At 45.5% G+C, this 14,977-nt stretch carries 10 protein-coding genes; 2 read left to right on the plus strand and 8 right to left on the minus strand.

What is annotated here, in order from left to right:
* Positions 1-202: 202 nt before the first annotated feature.
* The 8 genes from SHAL_RS07750 to SHAL_RS07785 all read right to left on the minus strand — a co-directional run bounded on the left by SHAL_RS07750 (position 203) and on the right by SHAL_RS07785 (position 10,217).
* Complete coding sequence (locus SHAL_RS07750; protein WP_012276614.1) at positions 203-1,312, minus strand: glycosyltransferase family 2 protein; 1,110 nt, start codon at positions 1,310-1,312, stop codon at positions 203-205.
* A complete protein-coding gene (locus SHAL_RS07755; RefSeq protein WP_012276615.1) occupies positions 1,302-2,645 on the minus strand; it encodes an oligosaccharide flippase family protein in 1,344 nt (447 codons plus the stop codon). Before SHAL_RS07755 ends, SHAL_RS07750 begins: the two co-directional genes overlap by 11 nt.
* A 530-nt stretch (positions 2,646-3,175) precedes the next feature.
* Complete coding sequence (locus tag SHAL_RS07760) at positions 3,176-4,444, minus strand: O-antigen ligase family protein (RefSeq protein WP_012276616.1); 1,269 nt, start codon at positions 4,442-4,444, stop codon at positions 3,176-3,178.
* Complete coding sequence (locus tag SHAL_RS07765) at positions 4,402-5,814, minus strand: GumC family protein (RefSeq protein ID WP_041415911.1); 1,413 nt, start codon at positions 5,812-5,814, stop codon at positions 4,402-4,404. Before SHAL_RS07765 ends, SHAL_RS07760 begins: the two co-directional genes overlap by 43 nt.
* Positions 5,815-5,835: 21 nt before the next feature.
* Positions 5,836-7,137 carry a polysaccharide biosynthesis/export family protein gene (locus SHAL_RS07770; protein WP_012276618.1) on the minus strand — a complete coding sequence of 434 codons (1,302 nt, stop codon included), beginning with the start codon at positions 7,135-7,137 and terminating at the stop codon, positions 5,836-5,838.
* A 12-nt stretch (positions 7,138-7,149) separates the two neighbouring features.
* Positions 7,150-7,515, minus strand: a complete 366-nt coding sequence (locus SHAL_RS07775; RefSeq protein ID WP_012276619.1) for an STAS domain-containing protein — start codon at positions 7,513-7,515, stop codon at positions 7,150-7,152.
* A 1,073-nt stretch (positions 7,516-8,588) separates the two neighbouring features.
* A complete protein-coding gene (locus SHAL_RS07780) occupies positions 8,589-8,978 on the minus strand; it encodes an ATP-binding protein (protein WP_012276620.1) in 390 nt (129 codons plus the stop codon).
* Positions 8,979-8,987: 9 nt separating this feature from the next.
* Entirely contained in the window at positions 8,988-10,217 is a 1,230-nt protein-coding gene (locus SHAL_RS07785) for a SpoIIE family protein phosphatase (protein WP_041415913.1), read from the minus strand.
* A gap of 317 nt (positions 10,218-10,534) precedes the next feature.
* Between SHAL_RS07785 and SHAL_RS07790 the strand changes: the two genes are divergently transcribed.
* Both SHAL_RS07790 and SHAL_RS07795 read left to right on the plus strand, forming a co-directional pair.
* Complete coding sequence (locus SHAL_RS07790; protein WP_012276622.1) at positions 10,535-11,401, plus strand: phosphate/phosphite/phosphonate ABC transporter substrate-binding protein; 867 nt, start codon at positions 10,535-10,537, stop codon at positions 11,399-11,401.
* Positions 11,401-14,943 (plus strand): PAS domain S-box protein, encoded by a 3,543-nt coding sequence (locus SHAL_RS07795; RefSeq protein WP_012276623.1) that lies wholly within the window; start codon positions 11,401-11,403, stop codon positions 14,941-14,943. Before SHAL_RS07790 ends, SHAL_RS07795 begins: the two co-directional genes overlap by 1 nt.
* Positions 14,944-14,977: the final 34 nt, after the last annotated feature.

Below are 14,977 nucleotides of genomic sequence, written 5' to 3' on the forward strand. Positions count from 1 at the left end.
GTTAAGGCTTATTGTTTAAGGCTTATTGTTTAAGACCTATTGTCTTAATGCTTAATCTTTAACTAGCATATACCAGGCCAGTTTTTATATTCATACATTTCAGTGTGTTACGCGTGGTCTGGGGATGGTTTGTTATGTAGTGACTAGCCATTTGCATCTTGCAAGGCAGGCTGCAAATGACTCAGGGGTAAGGCTCAAATTGTTACTTTAGTAGTGTAGGATCAACACCATCCCGGTTTATCTTGCTAGCTTGGATCCGTCCGAGAATTCGTTGAGCTAGATCTTCGCAAACCCTATAGAGGTTAAGTGGCAGTAGCTTTAACAGGTAAGCGGCCGACATCGTCGCTAGGGTTCGTCCGGTTTCAGCTTGAATGATGCTTGGGGCGGTTTTCAGTGCAAGATGCAGATATTTAACCGCCTCTTTTCCATCTTTGTTTCGAATGGCTTGTCTAGCAATGTACCTGAGTTGGTAGGCTCTTGCTTTGTTTTCATGTTGTGCCAATAGTTCTGGCGCATAGCCTTTGGCCTTACAAATCATCTTTTCCCACGAGGCATATTGCTTATTAAGATCCGATGATAGGCCTTGGTCATTTAATCGATAGAAGGTCAGAGGTGCGGGGATCCCCTCAATTTTCCAATGAGTGGTGGTTACTATCCTTAGCCAGCATTCAATATCTTCTGATTGGCGAAAATTTTCGTCGAAGTAGCAGTTGTGTGCATTGCTTTTATTTAATGCTTGGCTCTTGCTTGATGCCAGCCCTTTGCTCGGTGATTGATATTGAATGTCTGATAGCGTTTCGTGGCGAATAACCGGAGCGGAACCATTACCGACAGGGTTGCGGCAAAGCAGATCTTTTGCCTTGATGTTAGTGAGCTGCGGCATTTGATAGACATTAATCTTTTGCCCTTGGTAATTCATAAATAGCGACCGTGAGAAGCTAATTCCCACTTCTGGAGCGTTGTCGAGATGGCTTACATGTTGCTGTAATTTTTCGCTGTGCCACATGTCATCAGAATCGATAAAGGCCACATATTGACCAAGGGCATGGCGAATGCCAGTATTTCGCGCCGCTGCGAGGCCTTGGTTCTGCTGATGCTCAATAATCCTAACTCTTGGATCAGTAAATTGTTTGCAGATAGATAAGCTGTTATCTTGGGAGCAATCATTAATGAGGATTAGTTCAAAATCATCAAAACTTTGAGCCAGTACAGAGTTAATGGCATCAGCAACAAAAGCTTCAACATTATAGATAGGCATCACTACCGAAACCTTTACCGTTACGACTTTTTTGTGGGATAAATTAGCAGTCATAATGTACCTCCGAGCGACAATGGGGCTTGTCTGTAATAGATTGGGTCAACTTTAAGTAGAGTGTGAAACTTGGCATCACCAATAGGTGTGATAGTAAGATCCCAAGTGCGACGGCTTGTAGTCCCCAATGGCTAGAAATCGCAATTGTGATCGCTAAAATGAGGGTGAAAGCACTGTTATATAGAAGGTTAAATTGGCTTCTACCTGAGCTAATTAAATACTGGCTGGCGGCTTCACCCAGAGGCCTAACTAAACCGCTTAGGCAAAGCAGGATAAACACTGGAAGGGCGCCTGCATCCAACCATTTCTGGCCGTAAACCCAAGGGACATAAAGCGGTGCAAGTAGGGCTTGTAAGCTAATAATCGGTAGTGTCAGTAACATAATGAACTTCAATGACTGAAAGTACTTCTGCTCTAGCGTAAGCGGTATGGAAGCTGTGGTCTTATCTTTTTGACAAAGGTAGGAGTAAAGCGCTGTGCCGTAACTCTGAACCAGTCCTAGACTAATGCCCAAACTAGCGTTGAAGGCAAAAAAGTAGACTCCTAAAGCCTCTATGCCAAGAAAATAGCCCACCAAGATGTAATCAATATTTTGCCTTAGCGCGATAGCTAAATCGCCAAGTCCAACCTGCAGACCAAAATTGAGTATCGCTTTGGAGCTTGCTGGCAGTAGCTGCCATTTTGATTTTGGAGCGGTGCTCGATAAAGTCTCCGGCAAGGGGTTGTGGTATCTATGAACCCCAATCCATATAAATACCACAATGACTTTGGGCAAAATAATCGCCCAAATCCCAAGCCCGAGTAAAGCAAAACTGGCAGTTAACACGGCGTCGAATACCGTCTGCCACAGCACTGCTCTACCTACAACTCGCATTCGGTTTAAGCGAAGATTGACAGCGGCGTAGAGCATGCCAAAAGGCAGCAGTAAATAGCTTGTTGCCATGAGTATCATGGGAAGAATTAGCTGCAAGTCATCATAGTAGATTGCAAGCGGCCAGCTGAGTAAGCTCATGGCAACGAAGGCGGTTATAGCGGCTAACCAATTGACTCGATTGGCCGCAGATAAAGAGTGTTTAAGTTGACGATCATCCATCTTAATGAGTGCTGCGCTGGAGATCCGGCGCGTAGGCGTGCAGATGATCTCAAAACAGGTGAGTATGATGGCGACTTGGCCGAAAACTTCAGGTGTCAGTAATCGAGCAATGATGATACTCGAGCCTAGACGGACAACGCGACCCAGTACTTGGGCCGAACCCAACCAGAATAGACCTTTACCTAGTGCACCGTTTAAGGCTGTCGATAGAGAGTTTCGGTATGACGCATAGCTTTGCATAAGAGCACCTGTTTGATCGATGGCTTCGAATCATATCGGTTCGAGTGATGAGCGCATTCGCCAGTAGTTACTAGCTTTAATACAGGGATCATGCCAATCTTTCTTGATTAGATACTCATCCTGAAACCTATTGATTTTAAATAAGATTTAAAGTCATATTGATTCGGTTGAAATGAAGGGTTTTTCTGTAGGTTCGGCTAGCGCTATTTCATTCGCATATTGCAAATCAGAATGAAAGGCAGGTTAAAGGCTAAGAAGGTCCTAGGCTCTAGGAAAAGCAGGTCCTAGGTTAAAGCAAAGACGGTACAAGCTGAGACGGGAAAGCGGAGCTTACGGATAACGGAACATTCGCAGGCTCACTTGCGGAACGCTGCGCTGACGGTTAAAAGCCGATTAGCAAAGATGGTAAAATCTGAGATGGCTCAGAGCCGGAAACAGCAAAGACGAATAAGCAACAGCTGAAAAGAGCTCCAAGGTCAAAGGCTACATTGTTTTGCTTTTGATTTCCTAGGTCCTAGGACCTTGTTTCTTCAGTCCGTCCTAGGGCCTTCCTTAACCCTAGCCCCTTCTTTTAACGCCGCCCCGACAATCACGAGCCCTGGCCAGAATAGATAGGCGAGGATCTCCAAGTTTTCACCGAAGGTGTATAAAAACAGCTGAAAGATGACTGAGACCGCAACAGCGCTTAGGGCCGAGTGAAACAGGGTTTTGAGCAGTGCCAGTAGGCTTACAAGTAGCGGAACCGCTAAGGCGATAGCGCCCACTATACCTTTGACAAACAGTAAACCATACCAAGTATGGTGCGAGCCTATCGGCATATACTCTACTAAGTGTGGGCCGCGCTCAACAATGCCGTGCCCCCAGACCACCGCCTCATTTGCCCAACGCTCAATGGCAATATTAGCCAGCTCTTGGCGCACTCGAGTAGAGCCTGCGCGAGCGGCCTTGAATGCTTCTACGCTTTGTTGCATCTTTTCAGCGACATACCCTCCTAAAAAACCAAATAGTATCAATAATGGGCTGGCAATAAAGTAAACCCAAGGAGAGCGATACCAGCGGATAAACATAAAAAAGCCAATGAGTAATAGATAACACACCAGGGCTAAACGAGATTGCGATAGTAAAATCATACAAAAACTGCCACCAAAACCATAAAACTTAAATCGTTTAGATTTTTCTTGGATGGCAAACGTAAAAAATAGATTGCCAAGCATGCCTAAGGCCGGCGCCCAAGGGGTAAAGAGTCGCCACCTAGGTAGGCCACTAGCAGGGTCTATTTCATATAGGCTGACATTGAAAAACTCAGGCCCCGGACCACCAATAATGCTTAGGGGCGAGGTGTATAGGGTACTGGGGAGCTTTATTATCCATGCGAGTATGAAGAATGGCAGCAGTATCAGTGTATGTTTGCAGACGATACAGCATGCCCGGTAGATCAGTTCAGGTCTGATCTGTAGGCTGCCCAATAGTGGAAAAATGGCCAAAAGTGCCCAGCCTTTTGCCCAGCCGATACTGGATTTAATCAGTTTGGCTAGACCTAAATCATGGGTTAGATGGCCTATCACCAGTGCGAATAGCATGACGGCCATAGCGACTAGCCAACAGGCTTGTGTTTTGCTGACGGTATAGCACTTCTTATCCAGCAATACTCGCTTTACCATGCGTAGCAGTAATATCCAGGCAATAACGGGGGCAACTAGATACATAGCACCTAAAACCCAGAACAGATAGGTGCCAGTAATCGCGCGCCAGATGATTACTTCGTCAGAATTTTCTGGAGTATAGGCTTGCGGATCCATAGCATTCCCATCCCTATTATCAATGAAATTGAAGCCGCAACGCCACCGACTATCGCAAATAGCATTCGTAAATTATCGGGTTCTTCGGCTAGGCTTGGCGCTGCCATTAGCTGTAATAGTGGATAGGCTGCATAGATATCGGCTTTGCCTATGTCCATTTTCGCTAGTGCGGAGGTAAATACCGCGGTCGCGACCTGATGCTCTCGCTGCAAGCCCTCGAGTTTGGCTGCATCGTCATTGCTGTCGTTAAATCTATGGTCCCAGTCGTGGATCTGCTCAGATAGGGCATCGATCTGATGCCTAAGCCCTTCAGCTTTGGTATTGAGCGAGAGTAACTCCTGCATAAGCTGAGCACGGCCGTCTAAATCATCAGCCGATAGCATCAGCATTAGACGTTTATCGTTATAGCCAAGTAGAACTTTGCATCGTCTCGTTAATGCATTAAGTACTGATTTTTGCTCATCTTGAAAAGTGACCACTTTTGGGTGACGCTTGCCAAAACGGCTGCGGTATTCGGCAAGTGTTGCAGTGATATTGGTGTAGCTGATAAGTAGCTGTTGGAATAGCTGGTCATTTTTTAGGGTCAGTAATCCTGCAGCCTGTTTAGGCGTTAAGCTTAAGTGGATCTCCAACATTTTTTGGCTGGCTTTTATACCCTGTAGCTCGGAGACTAAATTAACCTTGCTATGTCTAAGTCTTTCCATGGTCAAGGCGAGCTCTTTGAATTGATCGAGTGACACTAGGCCGTGTATTGATTGAAACTCGAGTAATTTTTCTTGAGTTAAATTAACTTTGTTAGCAAAAGTTGCCATACCCACTCTGATGGCGTCTTCACGCTGCTCTATTTCATCCCGGCGAAGCTCTGCTAATAATGCTTGCAAGCTATGATAATGCGCCCAAGCCTTTTGTTGTGCCTCTTTAGGTGTCGCTCCTTTAATGCTGAATTGCATGATCCCTGTTTGACTCGGCATCTTCAATTTTGGCATGCCAAACTCACTGCCTTTCTGGTGAACTGTTTTTGCGGCAGCATTAATCAGGGTTTTACTATTTGCAATAGACTTGTAGTTGACTCTCGGGTCGATTGCGCTACTGGCATAAGGTGAGCTGGTGGAGCTATTGGCTTGCCCCACACTATCTAGGCTAACTAAGGCTCCAGCGCCATCCCCGGGCAAAATAAGCGTCCATTGACTGATGTAACGGCTTGGACTGAAAACCGTAAATAGCAGCACTAAAAACCAGATACTAAGCAGCAGTAGCGAGGTGACGATAAGATAGGCGCGCTTTCTTTTTTTCACCGACAGCTGACTACCGTTTACAATGTAGTGCTTTAACCATAAAAGAGGCCTGTAGGAGTGTTGTGTTTTCATCATAACCTCCTTGTTGTGCTTCTATTACAGCAACTCTAGTAGAGTCGCTGGGACGAGTACTTCGGTGATGGTACGCGCAATTTCTCGAATGTTGGTAACGCGAGAATCATAACAAGCAATGCCATCACCAGGCATTAAAATTGGGTTCATACCCGTTTCCCAAGAATGCCTGATTAAGTTATCCATTGAGCGTTCTATAACATCGACTTGAGCGGTTAATGGGTTCTTGGTTATCAGTAGTAAATAGCGACTAGCATTGGTTGACTGTGCGCCACCGACACAGTTGGCAGCGATGGCGCCACTTAACAGGCGTGTACCGTAAGGGAACCGAGTTGCGTCGGTGTCGACGGCTGATTGTGCGTTACTGGATGCTGGCTGCGTTAGGTTTGATATAAAGACTCGAATACCTGGCGCGGTAATTTGTGATGGGCGGGCGAGCACATCATCAAAATAGTCATGTTGCGGTACATGAATATGATCTCCTGACATCAAGGTGAACTTGGGTACGGGGTATCCATGGATCACACCGGATAGATCTAAGGTAAAGCTATGCTGGCCTCTGAACACCGTAATTGCCGAGATATTGGCGTCGGGACGAACTCCGCCCGATGCTCTTAGTGCCGACGCAATTGTCCGTTTATCGGCTTGATCGCCACTGTGGTCGCCATCATCGTCGATAATTTCAAGATCAGACTTCTTATTGATCTGATGCTGACCAGGTTCAAATACTCCCCCCGATACCGTGATTTCAATTGGCGCCCATTTTAGAGGGGTAATGCTTAAGCGGACGCTGTTTTTTAGCATGAACTGTTCATCGACTAGATATTGCTGGATTGAGTGTGTTAGCTGTGCAATATCGAGCCCTTTTGCATGGATAGGCTCCAAATAAGGTAGATAGATATAGCCATCGTTATTGACTTCAACATCGCCGCTGAACTCCTCTCCATTGAGCACGCTAATCTTGAGTCTGTCACCAACAGACAGGCGAATATTTTGCGGTAAATGTAGTGCTTGTTGAGATTGCCCTGTATACATCAACCAGGTGTTGCCCATTGAGTTACCTGTTATTTTTGGGGTTGTTGTTATTGCTTTAGTTCCCTTGTTGCTGCGCATGTAGGGGGTTTCACGATCATAAAAGTGACACTGCGTCATGTTGTCATTGCTATTACCGTTGCAGATAGCAGCCTCTTTAGGGTGATGAGGCGTAACGCAAGCCGTTAGCATGATCAAAGACAAACCACTGATAAACCCAAGAGCGTTGTTTGCTTGGCACGTCTTTGTGTGCGTCTTTTTGTGTACAGTAAGGCTGCTCTGGTAGTGACTCATCTCAGTGTCCTCTTAATGCGCGGCTTGCTTGTTGGCAAGTTCATTACAGATATAATCAATGGCTGCGGCTTCGTCTTCATAGATAGAGAAGATCTGATGTAAACGAGTTAGTTCAATCAGCGAGCGTACGCCTGGCGTTGGAGAGAGTAGTACGATTTCACCATTGTCACGCTCTACTCGTTTTAAGGCAGAGATAAGTACCGATAGGCCGCTAGAGTCGATATATTCCACCCTGTGTAGGTCAATCACGAGTTGGGTCATTCCAGCGTCTATTTGTTGTAATATTGCGGCTCTGAGTGTTGGTGTTTGTGTCATTATCACCTCAACAGGTAGAGTGATCTTACATGCATTATTTTGTGGTAATTGAGAGAAAGTCATATCGCCATCCTTAAAAATGCAACAGGCATTTTGCTAGGTTATCGAACAGGTATAGAGTCTGTTGACTCTTTACTATCTAATATTGCAAACCTAGTGCCAAATGTTATCTGCTTGTATTTGTTGGTTTTATTTGCTGCATCATATTTTCGGGAGTGAGTTTTAATCTAGGATCTTTATTTGCGATGCAAAATGGGAAAAAGTAAAAAAGAAGGTTCTAGGTCCTAGGAAAAGCAGGTGCTAGGTACAAGCTGAGACGGAAAAAAACCGAGACGGGCAAGCAGGTAAAAGCTGAGACGGAACGGCCTGTGGCCTTACGGATTACGGAACGTTTGCAAGCTCACTTGTGGAACGCTGCGCTGACGGTTGAGGGCAGAGAAGGGCGCTGAGCTTTTAGAGCGTGACTACGTCACTTCGAGAACGTCGCGTTGCGACTTCTAGGTAGAAGCTAAGACGGAAAAGCTGAACGGCCTGCGGCCTTACGGTATTCGGAACGTTCGCAGGCTCACTTACGGAACGCTGCGCTGACGGTTAAAAGCCGATTAGCAAAGATGGAAAAATCTAAGATGGCTCAAAGCCAGACAAGCTAAAACGGATAAGCAACTGCTGGAGAGGGCAATAAAAGTCAAAGCTGGTGCGGCTTTGCTTTTGATTTCCCTAACAGGCCGGAGGCCGTCCTCGTAGTGAGCTTGCGAACGTCCTAGAATCTAGGGCCTTGTTTCTTCAGTCCGTCCTCGGAGCGAAGCGGCCTGGGATCTTATTTTTAAAGTAGGTCGGCATTTATGCCGTCAGCTTTTGTGGTTGTACATCTTTGTGATGGGCTAAAGCCCAACCTACGTAAAGCGAAAGAAGGACGCTGCGCCTCTAGGGGCTAGGTACAAGCAAAGATGGTAAAAGCTGAAACGATAAGATCAAAGACGGAAGTGCCGGGAATAGCAAAGACGAATAATCGAAGCAGGGAAGAGCAACAAGGTCAAAGGTGGCACTGTTTTGCTTTTGATTTCCTAGCAGGCCGAAGGCCGTCCTCGAAGCGGAGCGTCCTAGCAGTGAGCTGGCGAACGCCCTAGTACCTTCTTTTAAACCGCAATACTAAACTGTAAGTGCGTACCGGCAACGGTTTCTTGAATACGAACATCATCCATCCAACTATTGATGATCCAAAGTCCTCTTCCTGAAGTGGCTTTAGCTGGTGGACAATCTGTTGGTGGCGTTAGGGCTTGCATCTGTGAGTTATCTAGCAGGTCGATGATTATCTGCTGCTGATCACAGTGCAAAATGATGATTAGAGAGTTAATTTTAGGGGCCGCATGGGTAAATACGTTGGAAACGGCTTCTAGTACACAGGTGATTACTTTGAATCGCTTCACATCGGATACTTGATTTAGCAGCATAAACTGTTCTATCTCTCTGCTGATGGAGTGCTTGGCCATAATATTTCTGTTGAGGTTAAACTGTAGGCTATTCATAGTGCTTCCTTACATTTGAGAACCACAATGGGACAAGGTATTTGTGGTTGAGATTAGCATCAGAGAGATATCGTCTTGGGCTTGTTTTTCTTGCCAGAGTTCCGTGCTATAGCTGAGGTAATGGAGCAATTGTTCTGCCGGTAACGCTCTGGCATCGCTCACGTTCTTCAGTAGCTTTGTTAGACCAAAACTACCAAATTTACTGTGTCTGCATTCATAAATACCATCAGAGTAGAGCAACAACTGCTCCTCTTTCTCCATGGTGAAGTGCTGACTCTGGTAATGGTGCTGTTTGTCTATGCCTATAGGCAGCTGGGACTCGGCGTAGCTATCATCGACAAACTTGGCTCCTTGGGGGCTGACTATGATTGGCGAGGGGTGGCCTGCATTGATGAGCTCAACCGCTCCAGTCTTGGTATTGGCGATCCCGATAAGTAGTGTTGCAAAGCGCCCGCACTGCTCGGGGTCGTCAAACTCTCGGTTAAGCTTGTTAGTTATCAGCGCTAAATCAAGAGATTGCCAGACTTTTTGGTGACTAGATAAATGATGCGCTAGAGTAAAACTTAGCATTGATGCGGCTGTGCCATGACCACTGACATCCAGTAGATAAAAACCGATATGCTGCTCGTCGATGTTGAAGCATTGAAACAGATCGCCTGCGAGATCCTGTGCGGGTTTAAATTCGGTAGTCACTCGCCAGCCTTCTGTTAAATCTGAATTTTTTGGAAGCAGCGCACGCTGAAGCTGAGCGGCAAGAGAGAGATCTTGTCTAAGACAATTGAGGTAATCTTGCTCTTTTACTAGCATCTGGTTGAGTGTTTTATTGTGACTGGCCAGCTTTTGTTGCATCTCTATGATGCGCAGTCCTGCGAGAATTCTTACTTTCAGGACGCCACTGTGAAAAGGCTTTGCGATAAAATCATCGGCGCCAGACTCGATTCCTTCAATCATATGCGCATTCTGGTTATTGCCGGTAAGCAATATAGTATAGGGTGAGCAAGGCATGGATTTTATCGTTTTACATAACTCGATGCCGCTGATTTGAGGCATCATCCAATCAGTGATCACCATATCGACCTGTTCATTTTGAAGGTGTTTGATGGCCCCTTGGGCGTTAGAAAACCCTTGGGCCGTAAATCCCATAGAGTCGAGTAGGTTTAATAGTAAACATCGTTCACTATCGCTGTCTTCTACCAGGATAATTTTATATTGCCTGATATGCTGTAAAGATAAAGGCATTGTCATTGTCTTCCTCTCAACCTAGTTTCATCATGGGTATGTTGTAATAAAGCAAGCTCTATGCCAGACAGTGACAGATTGTTATAGCAGTGTTTTAAGTGGGTTGTTGAACAGGGCCATCATTAAGCCATGAGATGTGTTAATTGTTTTTGAAAAAGCCGAACGCTTGTCTTTCAGTCATTTTAAAGTGATGATTTATCCTTACTTTTCGTTACTAAGCCTGTTCGTGGAACCAGTCGATATGTTAAGTGTTAGCATTGTGGCATAGGGATTGCTGATCCATAACAATGCACTTAAACAGAAATGGGGAGCGTAATATGATTTCTATACTTAAATCATTTACTAAAGCTGCTGTTTTTTATTGGTTTTTTATTGGTTTTTTTTATAGCACAGTAAGCAATGCTGCCGATGTTGAGCCTAAGGTACTGACGTTTGGAGTCGTACCACAGCAAGCGGCCAGCATCTTGGCAAAAGGCTGGGCCCCTGTGTTGGCAGAGTTATCGCAAAATGCGAATCTGAATTTGCAATTTGCAACAGCGCCGGACATTCCAACCTTTGAAATGCGTTTAGCAAACGGTGAGTATGATATCGCCTATATGAACCCTTATCATTTTACGGTATTTCACGGATCACCTGGCTATATCGCTGTCGCTAAAGAGCAAGATAAATTTCTGAAAGGTCTTATCGTTGTTAGAAAGGACTCACCAATTACGGAACTTGCCGAATTGAATGGCAAATCACTCGCGTTTCCTGCCCCCGCAGCCTTTGCGGCTAGCGTGATCCCCCGCGCAAATTTAAAGCAGCAAGGCGTTGTTCACAGTACTAAGTATGTTGGCTCCCATGACTCAGTCTATCTTGCAGTCGCTCAAGGGCTTGTTGATGCTGGTGGCGGTGTGGGACGCACATTCAAAAACATGGACAGTGATGTCACCGAGCAACTAAAGGTCTTATGGAGAACGCCAGGTTACACCCCTCATGCTATTGCTGCTCACCCTCGAGTCTCCGTAGAACAGCGCGAAGAATTGTTAACCCAGTTACAGGCTCTCTCTACCACGACCAAGGGGCGTGCTCTATTAAGCGGATTAGGGTTTAAAGCTATGGAGGCGGCACAAAGCAGTGACTGGGATGATGTACGAGCGTTATCACTCAGTGAGCTTGATGAGCCGTTAAAGGAGAGTAAGTAGTGTCATTTCGGATTAAAACGATTCTTGGGATCGCGATAATCGAAGGCCTGCTATTGATGTTGCTGGTCTATACCAGTGTCGATTATTTGAAAACCTCAAATCAGGCTGAGATTGAAAAGCGCGCCAGCTCTACCGCGTCTCTGTTTGCAGCTGCTGCAAAGGATGCGGTGATAAGCAGCGATCTATCGACCCTAAATGTGCTGGCTAACGAGTTGCTGACCACCTCTCAGGTGCTCTATGTCAATATTTACGATCAGAGTCGCTTACTGGTTAGTGCGGGCAGTATTAATGGCGGCTCGGTTGCCTCATTAGACAACGGGATTGTTAATGTTGATGACGGTATCTTAGATATCGAAAGAGGCGTGCAGGAGTCTGGGTTTTCCTATGGCAAAGTGGAATTAGGTTTTGATACGGCACAGTTAGACAGTTTTATTATCGACGCCAGAACACGCTTTTTGACCATTGCTGGTATCGAAATGTTATTAGTTGCACTGTTTTCTTGGTTACTAGGCCATTACTTGACCCGCAATTTGGCACTGCTTAAAAGTGCATCTCAGCGTATTTTACAGGGAGAGTCGAAAGTTCAGATCCCGGTCAGCAGTGGTGACGAGATAGGCCAGACCATGCTTGCCTTTAATCAGATGGTTAAAAAGGTTGCAGATAAAAATCAGGCTCTAGAGAGCGCTAATATCAGACTCAATGCCATATTACAGACCGCCGTCGATGGTTTTGTTGTTGTCGATACTAAAGGGCTGATTGAAGAAGTTAACCCTGCGGTTAGTCGATTGTTTGGCTATAAAGCGTCTGAGCTGATAGGGCAAAATGTTTCATTATTGATGCCGACGAATGAGCGCAATGTGCATGATGAATACATTCAACACTACCTAGAAAGTGCTGAAGATAAGATGGTGGGCAAAGGGCGGGAGCTGTTAGCACAGAAAAAAGATGGCACTCTTTTCTCGATTGAACTGTCTATTTCAAAAATGTGTATTGATGATGAGGTGCTATTTTTAGGCTTAGTTAAAGATTTAAGTGATGTCAAACGTGCTCAGGTCGCCGCACAAAGAACAGAGTCAATTCTGTTAGCGACATTAGAGGGCAGTAGAGACGCGTTGATAACGATTGATATCACCGGAGAGGTTCAAGAAGTTAATGATGCGGCATGTCTACTGTTTAAGTATCACTCAGAGCAGATGATAGGCCAGAGATTGGAGAGTGTACTCTTTGCTGGAGAGGAGAAGCTTCACTTTCATAATATATTAGAAGAGTACCGAGTCACCGGCAAAGGCGTGGCAATTAAACACTCGACGCAGATGCAGGCTAGTCGCTCCGATGGTAAAGCCGTGGCGGTTGAGGTGACGCTTATTCCTGTACAACTTGGCAGTGAGATGCTGTTAACTGCATTTATTCGAGATATTTCACGTCGAATGGAGTATGAAACCCAGCTTAAACTCGCCAAAGAGCAAGCAGAGCAAGGCAGTGAAGCGAAATCGAGGTTCTTAGCCACGATGAGTCACGAGATCCGGAGCCCACTCAATGCGGTATTGGGAAGCGTCGACTTAATTTTGGACTCAAGGTTGAACAAGGAGCAGCGTATATATGCCAATACTGCTAAGGAGGCGGGGACCTCACTGCTGAGTACCATTAATGATATTTTGGACTTTTCTAAAATTGAAGCGGGGCAAATGGTATTGGAAGAGAGTGCTTTCTCTCCTGCTAAGCTTGCTACGCAGGTGCTACAAGTTTTATCGCCTAAGGCTCAGGATAAAGGGATTGTGCTGGCGATTATGGTCAATCGCAATGTACCAGAGAGTTTAGTCGGTGACGGCCAAAGATTAAGGCAAGTGCTACATAACTTGATCGATAATGCGATTAAGTTCTCGTTTGGTGGCTGCGTTGCTATTGAGATGTGGCTCGCTGATACCGATGAGGCTCGTCTGTGCTGCAAGATTTCAGACCAAGGTATAGGGATAAGTGAGCAGGCCCTGCCGACATTATTTGAAGAGTTTAGTCAGGTACACGATAGCCACAATACAAACTACAGCGGTACCGGTCTAGGTTTAGCTATTTGTGCCGAGCTCATCGCTCAGATGGGGGGGCAAATTGCTGTAAAGAGCCAACAAGGTAAGGGGAGCTGCTTTAGTTTTGATCTGTTACTGAAACGAGATGAAAGTGCAAATTCAATTGATACTCCTGTTCCTGCGCACTCTCGAGTGCTCCTAGTGCATCCCAATGAGATCTATCGCGAGTTAATTGGCAGGCAATATAGTCAATATGGGGTGGCAACCGTTTGTGTCGATAGCATTGAGTCCATCTTTAACTCTTTGCAGGTACAAGGTCGTTTTAATCTGGTGCTGATTGATGAGCATTGCCTATTTGATCTTAACGTTAAGCAGGCCAATAGCATCAAGCGTGACTATCTATTAGGTGAAGGCATGATGGCGGCTTTAATGACGGTAGTTGTACCAGAGGCATCAAAATTACTAAGAGAGATAGGGTTAGAGCAAGTGATTCATAAACCGCTGAGTAGAGATATGATGTTAGGCGTGCTTCGAGGAGAGCATGAATCATCCACTCTTCAGGCTCATTATGAGCCTACAATATCGATAAGCCAAGAGGCACATTTGCCTATCTTATTGGCCGAGGATAGCCCCGCGAATCAAATTGTTGCCAGTGCGCTACTGAATAAATCAGGCTTTAAGGTTGAGATCGCCAACAACGGCATCGAAGCGTTGAAAATGGCAAGCACAAAAGAATATGGTCTGATCCTCATGGATATGAGAATGCCTGAGATGGATGGTATCGAAGCCACACAAAAGATATTGCAGCTTGACCCTTCGCAGATTGTCATCGCCATGACGGCGAATGTACAGAAAGAGGATGTTGAGCTGTGCATGAGCGCTGGAATGAAGGATTTTGTGCCAAAACCGGTTAACCGAGAGAATCTTGTTAATGTTGTAAATCAATGGATTGTATCGGCTAAGGAAGAGGCTATAGTTAAGTCTGACGTAAATGCAGAATGTGTTAATGAGCGAGAGGGAAATGCGAGCGATGGCGCTATTACTGAAAGCGCTAAAGTCGTTTCGTTTGACCGGGTTAATCGAATAAGTAATATGAGCGGTAAAAGTGCGGTTACGGTGACGTTGCCCACAAGCCCTCAAGATGATGAGGAACAAATGACTATCATTGATGAGACGGTTGTTAACGAGTTATCTGGTATGCTTGGTGAAGACGCAATGAGTCGGATGATTGCTGTTTTCGTAACCGAAACGCAAGAGCGGGTGAGCATACTGCACCGTTTGCGCCAGCTGTACCTGAATGGCGATGGATTAGATCTCGCTGAAATCGACTTGCAGGCGCATACGCTTAAGAGTAGTTCAGGAAGTTTTGGTGCTATTGCATTGTCTAGCGCGGCTAAAAAACTTGAGTTAAGTGCAAAATCTAAAGAGGTTAGTCAGGTTCCTCTATTGTTAGATAAAGTGATTTCAGTCGGTGAGTTAACGCTAAGTTCATATGAGCAACGCTTTGAATCGACACAGTGAATAGCAATAACTGCTAGACTAAACGCTATGCGCA

It is taken from the genome of Shewanella halifaxensis HAW-EB4 (assembly GCF_000019185.1).
GTDB classification, from domain to species: Bacteria; Pseudomonadota; Gammaproteobacteria; order Enterobacterales; family Shewanellaceae; genus Shewanella; species Shewanella halifaxensis.